At 64.2% G+C, this 18,473-nt stretch carries 14 protein-coding genes, 1 tRNA gene and 1 riboswitch; of the genes, 3 read left to right on the top strand and 12 right to left on the bottom strand.

Annotated features, from left to right (window positions below; all coding sequences use genetic code 11):
• Window positions 1-18: 18 nt before the first annotated feature.
• From HS053_RS18220 to HS053_RS18205, 4 genes are all read right to left on the bottom strand, one after another.
• A complete protein-coding gene (locus HS053_RS18220) occupies window positions 19-1,617 on the bottom strand; it encodes an ABC transporter substrate-binding protein (RefSeq protein WP_174212676.1) in 1,599 nt (532 codons plus the stop codon).
• Window positions 1,618-1,689: 72 nt separating this feature from the next.
• On the bottom strand, window positions 1,690-2,319 hold the full coding sequence (locus HS053_RS18215) for a GDSL-type esterase/lipase family protein (RefSeq protein WP_174212675.1): 630 nt from the start codon (window positions 2,317-2,319) through the stop codon (window positions 1,690-1,692).
• Window positions 2,320-2,330: 11 nt separating this feature from the next.
• Entirely contained in the window at window positions 2,331-3,479 is a 1,149-nt protein-coding gene (locus HS053_RS18210) for a mandelate racemase family protein (RefSeq protein ID WP_174212674.1), read from the bottom strand.
• 221 nt (window positions 3,480-3,700) lie between these two features.
• Window positions 3,701-4,306 carry a DUF1287 domain-containing protein gene (locus HS053_RS18205; RefSeq protein ID WP_174212673.1) on the bottom strand — a complete coding sequence of 202 codons (606 nt, stop codon included), beginning with the start codon at window positions 4,304-4,306 and terminating at the stop codon, window positions 3,701-3,703.
• Between the two features lie 103 nt (window positions 4,307-4,409).
• Here HS053_RS18205 and mnmH point away from each other — a divergent pair, with 103 nt between their 5' ends.
• On the top strand, window positions 4,410-5,459 hold the full coding sequence (mnmH, locus tag HS053_RS18200) for a tRNA 2-selenouridine(34) synthase MnmH (RefSeq protein WP_174212672.1): 1,050 nt from the start codon (window positions 4,410-4,412) through the stop codon (window positions 5,457-5,459).
• Here the strand turns inward: mnmH and HS053_RS18195 are convergent.
• On the bottom strand, window positions 5,456-6,532 hold the full coding sequence (locus tag HS053_RS18195; RefSeq protein WP_174212671.1) for an FAD-binding oxidoreductase: 1,077 nt from the start codon (window positions 6,530-6,532) through the stop codon (window positions 5,456-5,458). The genes mnmH and HS053_RS18195 overlap by 4 nt on opposite strands.
• A 3-nt stretch (window positions 6,533-6,535) precedes the next feature.
• Entirely contained in the window at window positions 6,536-7,774 is a 1,239-nt protein-coding gene (locus HS053_RS18190) for an aromatic ring-hydroxylating oxygenase subunit alpha (RefSeq protein ID WP_174212670.1), read from the bottom strand.
• A 73-nt stretch (window positions 7,775-7,847) separates the two neighbouring features.
• Window positions 7,848-8,040: riboswitch (cobalamin riboswitch) on the bottom strand.
• Between the two features lie 145 nt (window positions 8,041-8,185).
• Here HS053_RS18190 and ychF point away from each other — a divergent pair.
• Window positions 8,186-9,283: a redox-regulated ATPase YchF gene (ychF, locus tag HS053_RS18185; RefSeq protein ID WP_174212669.1), complete on the top strand. Its 1,098-nt coding sequence runs from the start codon at window positions 8,186-8,188 to the stop codon at window positions 9,281-9,283.
• Here the strand turns inward: ychF and HS053_RS18180 are convergent.
• Window positions 9,273-9,410 (bottom strand): hypothetical protein, encoded by a 138-nt coding sequence (locus HS053_RS18180; RefSeq protein ID WP_174212668.1) that lies wholly within the window; start codon window positions 9,408-9,410, stop codon window positions 9,273-9,275. The two genes, ychF and HS053_RS18180, sit on opposite strands and share 11 nt — an antisense overlap.
• 251 nt (window positions 9,411-9,661) lie before the next feature.
• On the opposite strand from HS053_RS18180, the gene HS053_RS18175 reads away from it, so the two are divergent.
• A tRNA-Ser gene (locus HS053_RS18175) sits at window positions 9,662-9,751 on the top strand.
• A gap of 496 nt (window positions 9,752-10,247) precedes the next feature.
• Here HS053_RS18175 and HS053_RS18170 read toward each other — a convergent pair.
• From HS053_RS18170 to HS053_RS18150, 5 genes are all read right to left on the bottom strand, one after another.
• The gene (locus HS053_RS18170; RefSeq protein ID WP_174212667.1) at window positions 10,248-10,793 is read right to left on the bottom strand and encodes a hypothetical protein; all 546 of its coding nucleotides are present in this window, start codon (window positions 10,791-10,793) and stop codon (window positions 10,248-10,250) included.
• Window positions 10,794-10,799: 6 nt separating this feature from the next.
• Window positions 10,800-14,219, bottom strand: a complete 3,420-nt coding sequence (locus HS053_RS18165) for a hypothetical protein (RefSeq protein WP_174212666.1) — start codon at window positions 14,217-14,219, stop codon at window positions 10,800-10,802.
• Between the two features lie 7 nt (window positions 14,220-14,226).
• Window positions 14,227-15,498, bottom strand: coding sequence for a hypothetical protein (locus HS053_RS18160; RefSeq protein ID WP_174212665.1), 1,272 nt, complete (start codon window positions 15,496-15,498; stop codon window positions 14,227-14,229).
• A gap of 47 nt (window positions 15,499-15,545) precedes the next feature.
• Window positions 15,546-17,027 carry a hypothetical protein gene (locus tag HS053_RS18155; protein WP_174212664.1) on the bottom strand — a complete coding sequence of 494 codons (1,482 nt, stop codon included), beginning with the start codon at window positions 17,025-17,027 and terminating at the stop codon, window positions 15,546-15,548.
• A 12-nt stretch (window positions 17,028-17,039) separates the two neighbouring features.
• The coding region (locus tag HS053_RS18150; RefSeq protein WP_241699926.1) for a phage tail protein at window positions 17,040-18,473 on the bottom strand (1,434 nt) is incomplete at its 5' end.

Genomic DNA, 18,473 nt, shown 5'->3' with positions numbered 1-18,473 from the left:
CGGTCATGGCAACGGGCGTCAGCGCGTTTTGGTAACGTCCTCAAACCGGGTCAGCCAGGGGTTCACCACCAGCCCGGCGACATCGGCCTGATAGGCTGCGGTATCGACGGTTTCCGAGAAGGGCAGGATCGACATGACAGAGGTGTCCATATAGACCTGAATTGCCTCATAGGCCGCCTTCTGCTTGGCCAGATCGCGTTCCAGCAGGGCGCCTTCGATCATCTTGTTCAGCGCCTCGTCGAAATAGCTGGTGCGCCAGCCTTGATAGTTGGTCAGCTTGGCTTCGTCCGAATTGTCGGGGTTGTAGGCCAGCGCGCGCAGGTTGCTGTCGGGGTGCGGCTGTTGCCCGCCGCCGCCACGGCCCACAAGCAGTTCAAAGTTCCGCTCGCGCATCGCGCCATAGATCTGGTCGCCCGAGCCGGTGATCAGTTCCGCCTCGATCCCCGCCTGTGCCAGCGTGTTCTGGATCGCGGTGCCCGCCTTGAGGAAAGGCTCTTCCGACAGCACGCGCAGGGTGGTCTTGAACCCGTCGGGGTAACCGGCGGCGGCCAGCAGTTCCTTGGCCTTGGCGACATCCAGCGTATAGCCCGGATCGGGCAGCAGGCCGATGACCCCGGTCGAGATGCCGCGCTGATGCTTCCTGCCGTAATAGGGCATCACCGCCTTGTCGAGGCCGTCATAGTCGATCAGCAGGCGCAGCGCCTCGCGCACTTCCTTCTTGGCGAAACGCTCGTCCTTCATCGAGACCGACAGGTAGTAGAACCCGGCGCCGGGCGTGGATTCGACCCGGATCTTGTCATTGCTGGCCAGCGCGGTCAGGTCGGGGGCCAAGAGCGAATAGGCGACGTCGATATCGCCCTGTTCCAGCATCAGGCGCTGCGATTGCGATTCGGGCAGATGGCGCAGCAGGATGCGCTCCATGGCCGGCGCGTCGCCCCAATAACCCTCGTTCCGGGTCAGGATGATGTATTCGTTCGACGCCCATTTCGTCAGCCCATAGGGGCCCGAACCCGCCGAGTTCAGCGTCAGCCACGCCTGACCCTGATCGCCGTCCTTTTCATTCTCCAGCACGGTCTTGCTGTCGAGGATCGAACCGGGGCCGTTCTGCGCCAGCACCATCAGGATCAGCGCCGGATCATCGGGCTGCGGCAGGTTCAGCTCGAACGTATGGTCATCGACAGCCACGAACAGCGCATCGGCCGCTTCGGCCGAATAGCCGCGGGTTTTCAGGAACGAGGATTGCGCCAGATTCAGCGTCAGCAGCCGCTTCAGGCTCCACGCCACATCCTGCGCGGTCACCGGATTGCCCGAGGCGAATTTGGCATCGGCCCGCAGTTTGAAGGTCACCTTCATGCGGTCTTCCGAGATGCTCCAGCTTTCGGCAAGCCGCGGTTGCAGGCTTTTGTCCACCGGCGAAAGCACCAGCAGCGTGTCATAGATGTTGTTCAGAACCTGAACCGTTTCGCGGCCAGTGATGGCGGCGGGGTCAAGCGTCAGGATGTTGCTCATCGTGGTGGCGACGACAAGTTGATCGTCGGGTGTTTCGGCCAGAGTGATGACGGGCAGCGCCCCTGTCATCAGTGCCGCCAGCGCCACGGATGCAAAAAGATGTTTCATGTTTCCTCCCAAAAACTGCCACAGCGGGGCGTGCGGCTCGCCTGTGTCCGCGGGGGAGGGCCCCCGCAGGGTTCAGTCCAGCAGGGCCCGGACCGGCGCAGCCAGCGCACGACCAAGGCTTGCGGTTTCTTCGGCTTCAAGGTGAACGCCATCGACGGGCGAGGGGTTCACCACGGTCGCGGCATCGAAAAAGCCGCAGCCGGTCTGTTCGGCCAGCGCGCGGAAAAGCGGCGCGAGCAGGCGGAATTCGGCAGGGTCGCGGCCGCCCGGTGGGGCATTGCCCTCTGGCGCGATGCACAGGGGCGGTGCCACGATCAGGATGTGCGGCCGCGCGCTGCGCGGTTTGTAGGGGAAAGTGTCGATGATCTCGACCAGACGGCGCAGGCCCGCCTGTGCCCCCACCGCGCGGCCGCCATGCACTGCCTTGAGGTCATTGGTGCCCAGCATCAGGATCACCAGATCCAGCGGCATATGCGCCGAGAGCGCCTGCGGCAGTGCCTTGGCACCGTTGCGGCAGGCTGGCCCGCCATGATCATCGCGGCAGGTGGTGCGCCCGCCGATGCCGTCGCCGGTCACCCGGGCCGTCCCGGCAAGTTCCGCTTCCAGCACCGCAGGCCATTGCGCCCGGGGCGGATGGCGCAGGCCGGTGGCCGGGTCGGCGCCCCATGTCAGGCTGTCTCCGAAGGCGAGGATCTGCTTCACGGCGCCGATCCCTATGCCACGCGGTTGTTCTCGATGAAGTCAAAGTCGATGTCCTCGCCCAGCCCGGGGCGGTCGGGGACATGAACATAGCCCTCGCTGTCCATCGGGTCGGACAATTGCCGCAGATAGTCGAACCCGTCGTCATATTCGAGGAACGGGTGCAGCAGCCCGCGTTCATACCAGCGGCAATTCTTGGTGGCGGCCACGACATGCAGGTTCATCGCAGTATTGCCGTGAACCTCGCATTGCATCCCGAAGGCTTCGGCCAGATGCATGGTCTTCAGCGCGGGGGTGATGCCGCCCACGTCGTTCACGCCGGTCCGCAGGATGTCGCAGGCGCCCGAGGCGATCCATTCCGCGCGGTGCCAGTGTTTGCCCGCTGCACTTTCAGGGCCGATGACCGGAATATCCAGATTGTCGGCCAGCCATTTGTAAGAGGACATGGATTGTTCATCCATCGGTTCCTCGATCCAGTCGAAGCCCAGCTTTTCAAGACCGCGCCCCAGCGCCAGCGCCTCGCTGCGCGAATACCAGTGGAAGGCGTCGATCATCAGGCTGATATCGGGGCCAACCGCTTCGCGCACGGCGGCGCAGGCCCGCAGGTCCATCTTCACATCGGGCGCCCAGGACACGGGCGGCATCCATGTGTGCAGCTTGATGCCCTTGTAGCCGCGTTTCACCAGCGTTTCGGCAAAGCGGCCATAATCTTCGGGCGTGGCAAGTCCACCATCCAGCTCGTCGCCGCACATGATGCTGCCATAGGCCAGAACCTTGTCGCGATAGCCGCCGATCAGTTTATAGACTGGCTGATTCAGCGCCCGCCCCGCCAGATCCCACAGCGCGCAATCGACAACCGCCAGTGTCCGGTCGGTCAGTTGTGCAGCCGAGCCGCGCTGCCAATGCGCCAGATCCTGCCACAGACGCTCGCGGTCGCGGGCATCCTGACCGATCAGCACCTTCTTCACGAATTTCTCGATCACATGCGGCCGGACGACTTCCGGCGCGGTAAAGGAATGGCCGGCATGGCCGTCTTCGGTGCGGATCGTGAGCATCGCCTGCTGCACCTGATGCGCCGGGCCGGGGTGGGCATGACCCGCCGTATCCGAGTGGCGCCGGGTGGTGGTCAAGAAGACCCGGACCTCGACATCGGTGATGATCATGTGGCTTGTCCCCCGTTTGCCGCCCGGCCGGGGCATGGCATCTGCGCCCGGCTGTTGTTCGACATTCATACGGGTCTGTATGGCTGCATGTCAATACATGTCAGACAAGTTTTGTGTATGTCGGACAGATGCCGGTCACGACCGGCCGTTCAGCAGACAGCCGCCCAGCGCCTGTGGCTCTTGCAGCGATTCCGGTGGGGGTGCCGGGGCTCAGGTCCGGTTCAGCGGTCCAGCGCGCGCAGCCATTCGGCCGCTTCGGGGGTGATCCGGTAGTGGCCGGTGATCGGGAATGAATGCAGCATGTCTTCTTCCTGCGCGCCGCCGCCGATGTTGTGCAGGATCAGCGGGCGCGCCCCGTCATCGCCCAGCCGGTCGCTGACGATGCCGATATGCGGCAGGTTGCCGGGCAGGCGCCAGCTTACGATATCGCCGGGGCGGAAATCGGTGCTGCCCGGCTCAAGCTCGGCCCCGGCGCGGGTGAACAAGCTGCGCAGGTTCGGCACCCGGCGGTGGTCGATGTTGCGGTCGGGCGCGATCAGGCCCCATTGGTCGGGGTAAACCTCAAAAGCGCGGCTCATGTCGCGGTGGATGGCGCGCTGAAGGTCGATCCCCCAAGCCGCCCGGAAGGCGCGGATCAGGACATCGGTGCAGACACCGCGTTCGGGCGCCACATCGCCGCCCGGATAGTCCAGCGCGACATAGGCCCCGTCATAGATCAGCGTCACGCCCACCTGCGCGCGGGCGGCGGTGACAAGGGCGGCAGCATCCTGCGCCCGGACAGGGGCCGCCAACAGGAAAAGCAGGGGGAGAAGGATCAGGAAACGCATGGGCCAAGTTTCCCCAGCCCGGGCCCGGCTGGCCAGAGCCGATGCGGCACCGGGGCCGATACAGGCACCTTTCCGCCACTTGCCACTTTGGCTATCAAGGATCATGGCCATCACCCTGACCCATCTGACCGAGCTTGCCCGCCACGGCTTTGACGACATCATCGACGTGCGGGCGCCTCTGGAGTTCGCCGAGGATCATCTGCCGGGCGCGATCAGCCTGCCGGTGCTGGATGATGAAGAGCGCGCCCGCGTTGGCACGATCTACAAACAGGTGAACCCCTTTACCGCGCGCAAGCTGGGGGCGGCGCTGGTGGCGCGCAATGCGGCCCGGCACCTGCTGGACAGCCTTGCCGACAAGCCGGGGGGCTGGCGACCGCTGGTCTATTGCTGGCGGGGCGGGCAAAGGTCGGGGTCATTTGCCACGATCCTGTCGCAGATCGGCTGGCGGGTGGAAACGCTGGCTGGCGGTTACAAGGCGTGGCGCGGGCTGGTGGTGCGGGCGCTGTATGAGGCGCCCTTTCCGGCGCCCTTGGTGGTGCTGGACGGCAATACCGGCACCGCCAAGACCGACATCCTGAACCTTTTGCCCGCGCGCGGGGTGCAGGTGATTGATCTTGAGGGGCTGGCGAACCATCGCGGCTCGCTCTTTGGTGCGGTGGGGCCGCAACCGGCGCAGCGCGGGTTCGAGGGGCGGCTGGCCATGGCGATGGCCGCACTGGACCCGGCAAGGCCGGTGGTGGTCGAGGCGGAAAGCGCCAAGGTCGGCAACCTGCGCCTGCCACCGAACCTGTGGAAGGCCATGCTGGCCGCGCCGCGCATCGCGCTTTCGGCGCCACTGGCGGCGCGGGCGGATTACCTGACCCGCGCCTATGGCGACCTGACCGGGGACATTCCCCGCCTGACCGCGCTGATCGACCAGTTGCGCCCGCTGCATTCCGCCGACCGTATTGCGGAATGGCAGGCACTGGCGGCGAGCGGCGGCTTTGCCGCGCTGGCCGAAGGTCTGATGGCGCAGCATTACGATCCGCGCTATGGGCGCCACCGCGCCCGGATGGCCGAGCCGTTGGCGCGGATCGAGGCCGGGGGCCTGACGCCCGCCGATCTGCCTACGCTGGCAGACCGGCTGGCGGCGGCGGTGCAGGCGCTGCGCTAAACCGCCAGTTCCACCCGACCCAGGGGATGCGAGCAGCAGGCGAGGATGAAGCCGTCGGCCACATCCTCATCACTGATGCCGCCATTGTGGACCATGTGAACCTCGCCCGCCGTTTTCTTCACCTTGCAGGTGCCGCAAAGGCCAAAGGTGCAGCCCGAAGGGATGTTCAGCCCCGACCGTTTCGCTACCGCCAGAACGGTATCGGTCTGCGCACAGGCCGCCGTCACGCCACTGGTGGCAAAGGTGATCTCGGCCTCTACCCCCGCCGTCGGCGACACATCGTCCAGAACCGGCGCATCCGCCTCGGTCGCCACCGGGGCGCCGAAGCTTTCCTGATGATAGCGGCCCATGTCATAGCCAAGCGAGACCAGCATTTCGCGCACGGCCTGCATGAAGGGTTCGGGGCCGCAGCAGAACACCTCACGCTCCAGATAATCCGGCGCCATCAGACCCAGCATGATCTGGCTGAGACGCCCCTTGTAGCCGGGCCATGCGCGGAACGGATCGGCCTCTTCCACCGTCAGGCGCAGTTGCAGGCCGGGCACGCGGTTGGCGAATTGCTCCAGCCGCTCGCGGAAGATGATTTCGGACGGGCGGCGCGCGGCATGGACGAATACGATGTCGGGCATCTGCCCGGAATCCCAGGCCCATGTCGTCATCGACATCATCGGCGTGATGCCGGAACCGGCCGAGATGAAGAGGTATTTCTTTGCCGGATGCCGGTGCGAACTGAAAATGCCGCTGGGTCCATAGGCGCGAAGCTGCATTCCGGGCTTCAGATGGTCCAGCATCCAGCGTGTGCCGATCGACCCCGGTTGCGCCTTGACCGTGATCGAGATCGACAGGGGCCGCGAGGGCGAGGAGGAAATCGTATAAGTGCGCTGCACATTGCCGCCCGGAACCGGCAGATCAAGCGTGATGAACTGCCCCGGCTGATAGTCGAACCACGCGCCCGAAGGCGCGCGGAAGGTAAAGCTGGCGGTGTCGGCGCTTTCGGGCACGATCATCGCGCATTCCAGCGGCTCGGCATCGCTCCAGGGGGCGGCGGTCCAGTTCTGACGGGTCTTGCCCATGGTTCACTCCGCCGCCAGCGCCGAAGGCGGGTCCAGCCGCCGCGTCATCAGGTTGCAATACCAGTCCACGAACTGGATCACGCCCTCTTCCTGAATGATGGAATAGGGGCCGGGTTCATAGGCGGGCGACAGGATGCCCTTCTGGTTCTCCTCGACCACGATGCGGTCTTCGTCATTGGTGGCCATCCAGACCTCGGTCAGGGTCTTGAGGTCGTAATCCACCCCCTCCATCGCGTCCTTGTTCACCAGCCAGGTCGTCGTCACCTCGGTTTCGGTGGCGCTGATCGGCAGCACGCGGAAGGTGATGGCGTGATCGCCCAGGAAATGGTTCCAGGTGTTGGGGTAGTGGTAGAACAAGAGGCTGCCCGCATCGTTGAACGGCATCTTGCCCATGCGCCGGGCCACGGCGGCCTTGGTCGTCATCGTATAGCTTTCGGCATTGTTCAGCAGCGGTATCCGCGCGAGGCGCCATTGAAACTCGGGGTGGTGGGTAAAGCGCGACGGCAGGCCCGCCGCTTCGCACCGCTCCCAATGGGCAAGGATTTCCGGGCTGGCGGAATGCGGCCCGTCCATCGCGCCGATCTTGGGATTGTCCGAGAAGGTCCGGCACAGCGAGGGGTGCGAGCCGCCGCAGTGATAGCATTCGCGGTTGTTCTCGATCACCAGCTTCCAGTTGCCTTTCTCGACGATGGTCGAGGAAAAGGCGACCTTGGCATCGGTCAGGCCCGAAGGGGCAAGGTGGCTGGTCAGCTTGCCTGCCAGATCGGCAATCGGCGGCGGCACATCGGCCAGGCAGACAAAAACCATCCCGCCCAGATCGACGCAATGCACCTTCTTCAGCCCATGCGCGGCCGGGTCGAAATCCGGCCCCATGTCGCGGGCGAACAGCAGCTTGCCGTCAAGATCATAGGTCCATTGGTGATAGGGGCAGACCAGCTTGGGCGTGGCCCCCGTCGCCTTGGAACACAGCCGCTGCCCGCGGTGGCGGCAGACATTGTGAAAGGCCCGGATGCGGCCATCGGCACCACGGATCACCACCACCGGATAGGCGCCGATCTGCATTGTCTGATAGGCGCCGGTCTTGTCCAGCGCCGCCGCCGGAAGGGCGAACAGCCACTCGCGGTAAAAGACCTGCGAGAGGTCGGCCTGATACACCCCGTCGTCGCAGTAAAGATCGCGCGACAGTGACTGGTTCGGACGGCGCGCGGCAAATTGCGCACGGATTTCGGCTGGGTTGAGCATGATGCCCCCTGACTTGCCCGCGCCTCCCCGCGCCGGCGGATTGAGATATGCGGCGGGGTTGCCCCCGTCGCGGTGCGACGCCTTGTGCCGGGCTGGTTTCCGGGCTGGGGGAGTGCGCTTGCGCGCCTGACGCGGCACCTTCCCGGGGGCGCCCCCAGTGGTCCTTGCCGCATCTCTCCCGTCACCGTTGCGGGGGCAGCGCCGGAATGACACCGGCTTCCCAATTCTCCTGTCCGAAAACAGGCACCTTGCACCCGTTCAGATAGAACCGGATGGCCTTTGCACGATCCGCCGCCAGCGACCATTTGCGCCGATTTTGAGACTCTGCCCCAATGCGCGCTGGCCCTGTCCAGCCTTGACCGCGCCCGCGCGCCGCCCTATGCCCCAAGCGTTGCGCGCCAGGAGGGCAAAATGGGCTTCAAGATGGGTATCGTCGGGCTTCCGAATGTCGGAAAATCCACGCTTTTCAACGCCTTGACCCGGACTGCCGCCGCGCAGGCCGCCAATTTCCCCTTCTGCACGATCGAGCCGAATGTGGGCGAGGTGGCCGTGCCCGATGCGCGGCTGGACAAACTGGCGGCGATTGCAGGCTCAAAGCAGATCATTCCGACGCGGATGACCTTTGTCGATATCGCCGGTCTTGTGCGCGGCGCCTCGAAGGGCGAGGGGCTGGGCAACCAGTTCCTTGCCAATATCCGCGAATGCGACGCCATCGCCCATGTGCTGCGCTGCTTTGAAGATGGCGACATCACCCATGTCGAAGGCCGGATCGACCCGGTCGCCGATGCCGAAACCATTGAAACCGAACTGATGCTGGCCGATCTGGAATCGGTCGAGCGGCGGCTGACCAGCCTTGCGAAAAAGCTGCGTGGCGGCGATCAGGACACGCTCGATCAGGACCGGCTGCTGCGCGCGGCGCTGGCGGCGCTTGAGGCGGGCAAGCCAGCCCGCACCGTTGCCGTCTCGGCCGATGACCAGAAGCAATGGCGGATGCTGCAACTGCTGACGTCCAAGCCGGTTCTCTACGTCTGCAACGTCGAAGAATCCTGCGCCGCCGAGGGCAACAGCCAATCGGCCCGCGTCGCCGAAATGGCCGCGCGTCAGGGGGCGGCTTCGGTCGTCATCTCGGCCCGGATCGAAGAGGAAATCTCGCAACTGGCCGATGAAGAGGCCGCGATGTTCCTTGAAGAAATGGGCCTGCACGAGGCCGGGCTGGATCGTCTGATCCGCGCGGGCTACAAGCTCTTGGGTTTGCAGACCTATTTCACCGTCGGCCCGAAAGAGGCCCGCGCCTGGACCATCACCCGCGGCACGCTGGCGCCGCAGGCGGCGGGCGTCATCCATGGCGATTTCGAAAAGGGCTTCATCCGCGCCGAAACCGTGGGCTATGACGATTACGTCGCCGGCAACGGCGAAGCCGGCGCCAAAGAAGCCGGCAAGTTCCGCGTCGAAGGCAAGACCTATGAGGTCAAAGACGGCGACGTGCTGCATTTCCTGTTTAATGGGTAAGGTTGGTCGGAAACGGATCGCAGGCATAGACTTGCGTCGGTTGACCGCCGGAGGTGCCCTGCGCCGCTTCCACCAGCACCACATGGCAGCGTAAACGGCTTTTGCAGGCCATTTGATCGCGCCGCAAGGTATCCTTCATGCTTGAGCGGACCTTATAAGGCATTGTTTTAAATAACTATTCCGACGTTTTCCGCGTTTCCCCTTCGTCTTGCAGATACTCATGCCACTTAATGCCCTGCGACCACTGCCCCGGTGAAAGCCGGCGGTCGCGGATCGAAGCGGAACTGGGCCTGAAATGCCTCATAACCTGAGACCGAAAGCAACAAACCACCGCTTTCCCTCTTGCCCCTCCCCGCCCCCATCATTAAACGGGTCGGCGGAGTGGTGGCCGAGTGGTCGAAGGCACACCCCTGCTAAGGGTGCAGGCGGGGAACCGTCTCGAGGGTTCGAATCCCTTCCACTCCGCCACAATATAACGCATTGATTTCAAGCTGCTTTATGTAGGGCGCATTGACGCGCGATTTCCGTGGCTTGCAGGCCGCATCGTCCCCCTTGAGACTTGAAATCACAGGCGAAATAGCGGCACAAATGCCGCGAGTCTCTGTTTGGCATTCGGCGCGATACGGTTTTCGGGTGGCGTTTCCGGCGCTGGACTTGACTTTCTGACGTTTGGAATCTGACGCGTGGGATGAGTTCGTAGCGCGCAGCGAATTTCTGCGACTGAGTGTGACCGAAAGCTTGTGCCATTTGGTTCATGCGGAAGCACATTTCCGCTATGCACTTCTATCAGTGAAAATCCCGCGACCCCGGGATGATGCGCATATTTCGGGGATGTCCGAGCGTGGGCGCAGGTATCGGGTGCCTTACCTCGTCTGCGCGCGAGAGCGGTGGTTGTAGCGCGACACGAATATTTGCAGTGTGAGACACGAAGGTTTGCAGCAGCGCAGTTTTCGCACGGGGACGTTCACGAGGGGCTGAAAGCGGCTTCAAGGCTGGTTTGAAAGCCCGCCAGAATGGCGCTGATGCTATCGGGTGTTGTCGCGGCATCGAGGGCGGCGATGGTGCCCAGGCGCAGCCCTTCCAGACCGGCGGCTGTGCTGGAGAGCAAGGCGGACATCTGCATCCAGATTTGCGCGATCTGCCACGCGGTCGGGGCGGTGATGCCAATCTCGGCGGCGATCATCGGGTAGTCGCTCAGCGACGACGGCTCGGGCTCCTGGGCGATGTAGCGCCGGGCCTCCTCTTCCTTCTTCAGGTAGATCATCTCCTGGCCGGGGATCGCGGTGATGTAGCGGGCACGGATTTCGCCGATACAGCGATTGACAGCTTCAATCGCCGCCAGCCGAACAGGTGTGATCGAGACCCACACCAGCTCGCCACCCTGCACCCGCCACTGGGTGAGATCGCCCAGTTCGGCTGTGGGAACCTCGATCCAGAGTCCCGTGATAGGTGCCGCCTTGGCCTGCACCGTGGCAAGCACCGCGCCGTCAGCGTCGTGAACAACAAACATGGTGCCTCACCTCATTGCATAGAACTGGTAGCGGATCGTGCGGCTGTTTGCGCTGCCCCCGCTCGGGATATAGGGGCGAACGGACGCCACGAAGGTTGCGCTGGTGTCCTGATAGATGAAGATGTTCTGGCCCGAGTCGTTCACCTGCACGTTTCCCAGACCCATGGCGTTGCTGTCGTTCGAGCTGATCACCCAAAGACCGGGACCAAGATCGGGAAAGACATACCCCGTGGTGTTCGCTGGCTTCGAAAATGTTCCAAACGCGGTGGGCTCCCATGGAATGACAGATGCGCGCAGCGGAACCTCGTTGATCACCGTGTATTGCAGCAGGCCACCGGCTCCGGCGCCACCCCACCCATAGGTATGAACGGTCGAATAGCCACCCGCGCCGCCGGCCCCGATACTCACGACCAGTTTCGGGCTGGTCAGGGTGGAGACATCGTAATCGACCACGGAGACCAGGGCCGCTGCAAGGCCGCCAAAACCGGCGTCGTAGCTGGCACCACCACCCCCGCCAGAGCCTTGCCCCGCGCCGGGAGAGCCGTCGCGGGCGCCGTCATAAACACCGCCTGCGCCACCCGTGCCGTAGGGGGACGACTTACCTGCATAGCCGGTGTTGCCCTCACGGTTCTGCTGCGACGCAACGGCGCCTGCCGCTGTCCACGACACGCCTGTATAGGTCGCACCATCGTAGAGTTGAACGACGGTATCGCCCCCAGCGGTCGGCGGGAAAAGCGCGATATCGACACCCTGCTTTCCGGTGGACCCACCGGCGCCTCCGCCCAGAATCGACAAGCTCAGCTTCTTGGAGTTGGCGGGAAGTGAAATCGTCTGCGAGGTCGTCACCGACACAGGCGTAGGGAGAGAGGCGGTGTTGTTCAGGAACTGCGCGTTGGTAATCCTCAGTGTCTCCTGCGTCGCCAGAATCGAGCGTTCAACCCCGCCCTCATCCACACCGACATAAAGCCCAAACCCCGTGCCACCGCCGGAAAGGGCCGACCGTCCCATGAAGATGCCGTCGTTCCCGGTGTCCGAGATGTTCTTCTTGCCGATGGCAAATCCGGCGGTCTGCGCATCTAGCTCCAGAAGATCATCGACCGACAGGTGTTCGGCAGAGAGCCTCCCCACCCCGATCATGTCCGCAGACAAAGTGCCCGTCCTGACATGCCGGGCTTCGAGGAACCCATCGACAAGGCCGCCACCCGTCAGCATCTTCTGCGCCGACAGGTTGGTCCAGTAGATCGCGCCCGCCGTCAGACCATTCGCCCGCACTTGCACCCAGCACCGGGTTGCATCGGCGGGCACCGTGAAGGCCCCGCTGAAAGTCTGCCATCCGGTCGTCAGGCTCGCCTGAATACCCGGAATGACATCAATCGGGGTCGCGCTATAGGTGCCCGCGCTGGTGAAGAAGAACACGCGGACATGAAACATCGTGACGGCAAGGGCCGGACTTGCCTGCTTTGCAGCGGTAAGAGAGACGACATATTGTTCGCCCGGAGCCACAGCGAACCCATCCTGACCAGCGCCGGGATCGGAGAAGGCTGCGACAGCAGCGAATGTCGAGATATTGGTGGCCGAGCCAAAGAACGTCGCCACATTCGCTGTCGGCGCCCCTACCGGAACGCCCGCGGTCACGGCGGGGATGACGGCCTGAAAGTTCAGAGCAGAATCCCAGCGCCGCCAGTTGGTGAAGTCGCCGGTCGCAAAATCCGCATTGGCGATCAGGTTGGTGCCCGACATTGCCAGCTTATCTGTCGTGACCGCTCCCAAAAGCTCGCCTGTGGCGACCAGTCGGACGACCGGAAATGTGAAGCGTGGCTGGCGGGTGCTGCCAACAGTCTCCTGGGCAAAACCGAGGCGCATCTGGATCGCCGTCGCGGGCACCGTCACGTTCGCCGCGAGGCGGGCGAATGTGGTGCTGTTGTTGGTCCCGATCAGAACCGGGGAACCAACCTCGGTCGTGGCGGCGACATCACTGTAAAAATGAGCATAGAGACGAGGAGTGCAACTGCCAGAGCCATTGGCGCGGACATAGCACGAAACGTTCAGAACCGCCCCTGCAACAATCGGAAAGGCGCGGGTCAACACCTCCCCCACCAGCCCCGCTGTCAGCAGGATTCGACTCTGCGTAGGCATCATATCGGCGCTGATATTAGCCTCGAAGCTGTAATGCACCCCGGCTGTGAGACCCGCGCCCGAGTAAAGCGTGGCGTCCATCATATCGGGGTCTGGCACCATATTGGAGGTGTCGCCCAGTATCAGGCGCGACGCGGTGATGGTGCCCGCCTTGATGTGCTTACCCTCCACCGTCCCATCCACCAGCACATTGCCGCCGAAGAAGGCTGCCAGCGCCGACCAGACGCCAGCGGCCCGGACGCGGGTCTGCGAGAAGCCTGCGGCGCTGTTGTAGAGCGTGACCACATCGCCGTTGATCGGTGTCCCCCAGCCAGCCGCTGCGATGGCGGCATTGGCTTCGCTGTCGCTCCAGACGGTGCCTGCTGTGGCGGTGGCAGCCTGCTTGGTGCCGCGTTCTCCCTGCGGGCCGGTATCCCCGATCACGGCGCTCTGGGTCCACCAGGTATTCTGGGTCGTCGGCAGAGCCGGGGGCAGGTTTCCCGGCGCGGCGGTGTGCCAGACACGGCAGGCCCAGCCTGACCCCTGATAGATCACCTGGTCGCCGGGCGTGTAGATCGTGCCAACGGTATGGGCACCCCGGAAGACGTTGCGGGTCGCGCCCGGCTCGGCGGTGCTGTAGTTGATCCGGGCGAGGTGCAGGACGGCCGTCGCCTCGCCGCAGATCGCCGTGACATACATCTGATCAGCAGCACCAAAGTCGGCAAGGTCAATGTAGCAGGTCTCGCCATCCCCGGCGATCGGGATGCCGAAGGCGGCCCCTTCAGCTGTCAGCGCAGCCGTGTCGGTCTCCAGTTGGGCACCATTCGAGGCGAAGAACAACACCGGGTAGTCTGCGCCCTGACGAAGTGCGCGAACCGCGATGGTCTGCGTTGCAGGCAAAGCGACACCATCGGTGAAGGTGAAGCCCGCGGCACTCGCCGTCAGGCTCAGTCCAGGACCGACGACGCCCTGACGTGCTTTGCTGACGTTGAACCGCGCCACCATGGACGGATATCCCGCCCGGCTGACGGTCAGATCGACATAGCCGGTATCCACCGTCATTGCCGAGACCGCATAGACCCGGCCGACCAGATTGCCGATCACCCCCGGCGAGGCGTTGGCAGAGATCGTCCAGGACGCCGTGTCATCGTAAGACCCCACCATGACATAGACGGTGGTCGAGGCGCCGCCAAAGTCGCCACCGGCACCGGCTGCATCGGTTGCGACGATATGACTGCCCTGCGACAGCACAATGTTCAGACCGTCGGCGACATCGGTGATCGTGATCGAGCCGGTGGAGACAATGGGCATGGCGGCCTCAGATATAGGTCATGTGCAGCTTCACATCACCGGCAGCGACCGCTCCGGTGTCGTTGTCGGCTTCGCCTGCGGTGATCGCATAGGCGATACCTGTGCCCCAACGCAGGCCAAGAAGACCGACATCGAGGTTGAAAACCGTTCCGGTCAGCAGCGGGATGACCATGGCAGGCACGTCCGTTCCGACATTCGGCGCGGATGTCTTGCGATAGAGCTTCAGATAGCGCGTGGCCGCGTTGCGGTTATAGGCCATCAACGAAGTGATGTTGCCTGCCGAGGTCTTGACGCTGGTGGCGTTTGTCGTGGCTGCCGAGTTCGCAAGAGCATGTTCGGTGCCAGCAGGAGGGTTCGCTGTCACCGCCTGGGTGCCCGAGAATGTCACCGCAGGCGTGTTAAGGACGTTCACCGGAAATCCCCGGCTGGCGTCATTGCCGCCTGCATGGCGCGGCGATACGTCGAAGCGGGTCGCATCCAGAATGTTCACGAAATGCAGCCGCCAGTCAGTCGTCGTCGCAGGCGCGGTCGCGCCGTTCTCGACCACGATCACGAAGCGGTAGAACTTCGTCGGGTTCGGGATATTCATGTCCCGCGCCACCTGAACCCCGCTGTTGGTCAGGTTGTTTGCATCATAGCTCCGGGCCGTGACACGATCCCGCTCCATCGACAGGCTCATGACATCAATAATCAGGAAGTTCGGCGCCGTGCCGGAAGCAGCAGTCGTAAAGTTCGTGAAGGTCGTCGTCACGCTGTCGATCCCGCCACCGCCCTGACGACACAGGGTCGCGGCCTGTGTGGCGGTGTTGCTGGCAAAGTCCAGCATGGCGCCATTGCGGGCGTTCAGCAGCTCCGGCGCCGCGATGAGGGCGGTGTCGGTGATGAGGGCGCCCGTGGTGTCGCATTCCAGAAACCCGAACCGCAGGGTGTTGTTGGCGATGCGCTGCGAGGCCGACAGTCCCACCCGAACCTCCACCGGCGCCCGGAAGATGCCCCGCGCCGCAAGGATGGTCTTTGCGTCCGCCGTGACACCACTGGAGATCGGCAGGTAGGGGCTGGCACCCGCAGCAGCGCCCCCTGCGACTGGGCCGATGGTCATACCCGCGCCGGTTTGCAGCACTTCCCAGTCGTTCACCGTATCGAAGCTGGAGAACGTTGCGAAAAAGCGGTCTTCGCTGGTGGACGCGAGATGCTTGGGAAACTCGCCATAGGCGTCTTCCGCCATGACCATCGCGTGAGAGGCGCCCAGAGCGTCCTTGATCGGCAGTGTTTTTGTCATGATTTCCTCCTTCTATGGGCAGGGCTTTCACCCTGCCCTCTGCCTTGTTACGGACGGTTGGCTTCCGCGAAGATGCGGCCCTTGGCGTCGATCTCGTCGCCCGTCACGGTGATGGAGGCAGCACCCGAGGTGGTGCGCTGCCCGCCGCTGGCAAGACAGACATAGAGCTTGCCGCCGACCAGATCGTTCGCCACCGCAGGCGCCGGGAAGGTGGCGTAGTTCAGCCAGGTGTTCGTGGAGGGGGTGCGGATCGTCACCGTGTTGCCGGTGCGGCTGGCGACCTCATAGAACCGATCGACGCCCGCCGGGGTGACGATCTTGAGGATGTCGCCCGCCGCCAGCGTCGTGATCGCGGTCCCGTCATAGGTGAGAACGGCACTGGCCCCGGTGGTGTTGGCCGTGATGTTGCGCCCACCTGCAACCGCCGTCCGGGTGGTGTCGATGAATGCGCCCCGGTTGCCGTCCTTGTTGTAGAAGGTCCAGGTGAAGGTCCAGCCCGTCAGATCGACCACGCGGTTCTGACCATAGAAGATATCGGGCGTCAGGTTGGTATTGCCGACGCCGTTCTGAAGCTTGTCGCCCGAAGACGACAGGATGTTCAGCTGGTAGGGATCGGACACGTCGCTGATGGTGAAGAAGAGCTGGTAGATGGTGCCGTCCGCGTCCTTCGCCTCGACCCGGAAAATGCCGATGTCGGTGACGGCGGATTCGTGGATGACGAGCGTGTTGTATGCGCTCCAGGCCCCCGAGGCCGGAAGGTTCGTGCCGATGTCGGCCAGGGCGCCGGTCGGAGCGGCGGGGAACGCGGTGGTCTTGAGGCCGTATTTGGCGGAGAAAGGAGCGCCAGTGATGATCTGGGTGGCGCCGTTCGCCTCGTAGAAGCGGTAGGTGATGCCGCTGGTGTCCACCCCGGCGGCGCGGAACAGGTCGGCCGCCACCACCGCGACGTTCTTGGTGGCGCCGGTGGCAGGCTCGATCGAATCCGTCCCGCGCGTCATCAGATAGACGGCATTGGTGCCGGTGCGAACCATGCCGAGCGTCAGAGAGGCCACGACATGCGACACGAGGCCCGTCACCGGGTCGGTGTAATCGCCCTCGAAATAGATCACGGCCTGGGACACGGAATCCAGCATGTTGGACTTGATGGTCAGGGTCGAGGCGGCGCCATTGGGGTGGGCGGCGGTATAGGTCAGGCCAGCGCCGGAGACAAAGGCCGCCGCCATCTGGGCGTTCGAGCTGATCAGCGCGGCGGTGCCGGTCACGGCGGTCGAGAGGTCAAAGGTCCAGCGGCGGTTGGAGAGCTGGCCGGTCACATCCTGCGCGGACGAGACGCCGCCGATAAAGACCTTGGCCGTCAGAACGGCCCCGGTATTGGCGTTCACAGTGGTCCAGTCCGGCGAATAGGAGACGGTGCTTTCGTCCTTGGTATAGACCTGCTGCGGGCCGGGGTTGGCGGTGATGTAGCTGGTGATCGGCCGGGCGTCGTTGTTGTCGACGATGGTGATCTGGCCGGTGGTGACGATGGTCATGGGGAGGGATCCTTAGCTGATGATGTCGCAAAAGAAGGTGGCACGGGCAAAGACCTGGTCGACGGACACGGAGAGCTGCTTGTAGCCACCGGCGCCGTAGGCCGCGTTGAACGTCCCGTCGTCGAGCGGCGGGGCCTGGGGGATGATCGAGACCCGGCGCCACCGGAACCACGAGGCCGGGGTTTCGTCGGTGACCTCGGCGCCGTTCTTGAACAGGCGGGCCTTCAGCAGCGTCGATTGCCCGAGGCCAATGCGGAACACCGATCCGTTCGAGGATTCGATCACGATGTTCCAGGACGTCCCGTCGACCAGGTATTCGACCCAGGCCAACGGGGTTCCCGTGAGGACATAGCTCTTGCCCGTCACGGTGTTGCGATAGACCGCGTTCTGCTTCCAGTCGGCCCCGAGCCCGGACTCGGTCGGTGGCGAAGCGAAGGCGCCAACATAGGAGAGCGAGGGCACCAGGCTGTTGGCCGCCACGGTCGACAGCATGATGTTCGACCCGCCGACCGTGACATAGGCCCCGCCGGAGACGAGCCCGGTGTGGCTGAAGACCGGAGCGCCTGACAGGTCGAGAATCGACAGGCCGCGCCCGTCGATATCCCCGGCAGGCAAGCGCACGTCCGGCGCCGTGACCTCGGTCCAGGCGGTCCAGTCGGTTGCCCGGTCGACGATCAGGCGACTGCGCACCTCATAGTCTTCGCCGGGCAGGATACCCTCGACCACCGTCAATTCACCCGTGGCAACGGCCCCGTGCGTGCCCACCAGCGCAGCGGCCGTCGCTCCGGCAATCCGCAATTCCCACCGCAGACCCCGCGCATCATCGGCGCCGTCCGCCGACCACAACAGGCGCAGGGCCGGACGCCGATCCGCCGCCGCACTGTCGCTGATCACCGCAGCAGCCACCGCCCACCCCGGCACGGCCTGCACCGCAGGCGGCGTCGCCATGGTCGTGGCAAAGGTCACCACGATCTGATCGGCTGGGGTCCAGGCGAAATCCGCCGCATCCCGCTCGCGCAGGCTCAGCCCCTGCAGCATCGACATCAGGCTGTCGGTCAGTGAGGTGATCTCGAAGGTCTTGGCGGAATAGCCCCAGCGCGTGCTGGTCCAGCCGACCGTTTCCAGCGGCTCCAGCACCGCGGCCTCGGGCGGCAGCACGAGGCGATGGCTGCGCATCCGGCGGTGATCGGCAATGGCAGAGGTCATCAGCCGCTGCACCTGTATCCCATGCGGGCAGGCGGGCAGGCTGAGATTGGCAACCAGGCGACGGCCGCCGTCCTCGGCTTCCCAGCTTGAAGAGAAACGCGGCGGGGCATCCTTGGCCTCCCAGAGCGAGGCTGGTTCGGGATAGGTCGCCGTGATGCCATTATAGGTGTCGGCCAGACCCGGAAACGGCGCGAACTCCTGCGCCTGGCTGGCGATCACATCCTCGTCCGTGAGGAAATA

The organism is Tabrizicola fusiformis, from assembly GCF_013328815.1.
Classification (GTDB): Bacteria; Pseudomonadota; Alphaproteobacteria; order Rhodobacterales; family Rhodobacteraceae; genus Fuscibacter.
The sequence above is the reverse complement of the archived record's forward strand: the minus strand, read 5'-3'. Positions and strand labels throughout refer to the sequence as shown.

Bases quoted from the DNA above. Each gene is read 5' to 3' on its own strand.
- ychF (WP_174212669.1), top strand. From the start codon at position 8,186: ATGGGCTTCAAGATGGGTATCGTCGGGCTTCCGAATGTCGGAAAATCC.
- HS053_RS18155 (WP_174212664.1), bottom strand. From the start codon at position 17,027: ATGACCATCGTCACCACCGGCCAGATCACCATCGTCGACAACAACGAC.
- HS053_RS18170 (WP_174212667.1), bottom strand. From the start codon at position 10,793: ATGTTTGTTGTTCACGACGCTGACGGCGCGGTGCTTGCCACGGTGCAG.
- HS053_RS18205 (WP_174212673.1), bottom strand. From the start codon at position 4,306: ATGCGTTTCCTGATCCTTCTCCCCCTGCTTTTCCTGTTGGCGGCCCCT.
- HS053_RS18195 (WP_174212671.1), bottom strand. From the start codon at position 6,532: ATGGGCAAGACCCGTCAGAACTGGACCGCCGCCCCCTGGAGCGATGCC.
- HS053_RS18165 (WP_174212666.1), bottom strand. From the start codon at position 14,219: ATGCCCATTGTCTCCACCGGCTCGATCACGATCACCGATGTCGCCGAC.
- HS053_RS18210 (WP_174212674.1), bottom strand. From the start codon at position 3,479: ATGATCATCACCGATGTCGAGGTCCGGGTCTTCTTGACCACCACCCGG.
- HS053_RS18190 (WP_174212670.1), bottom strand. From the start codon at position 7,774: ATGCTCAACCCAGCCGAAATCCGTGCGCAATTTGCCGCGCGCCGTCCG.
- HS053_RS18220 (WP_174212676.1), bottom strand. From the start codon at position 1,617: ATGAAACATCTTTTTGCATCCGTGGCGCTGGCGGCACTGATGACAGGG.
- mnmH (WP_174212672.1), top strand. From the start codon at position 4,410: ATGGCCATCACCCTGACCCATCTGACCGAGCTTGCCCGCCACGGCTTT.
- HS053_RS18160 (WP_174212665.1), bottom strand. From the start codon at position 15,498: ATGACAAAAACACTGCCGATCAAGGACGCTCTGGGCGCCTCTCACGCG.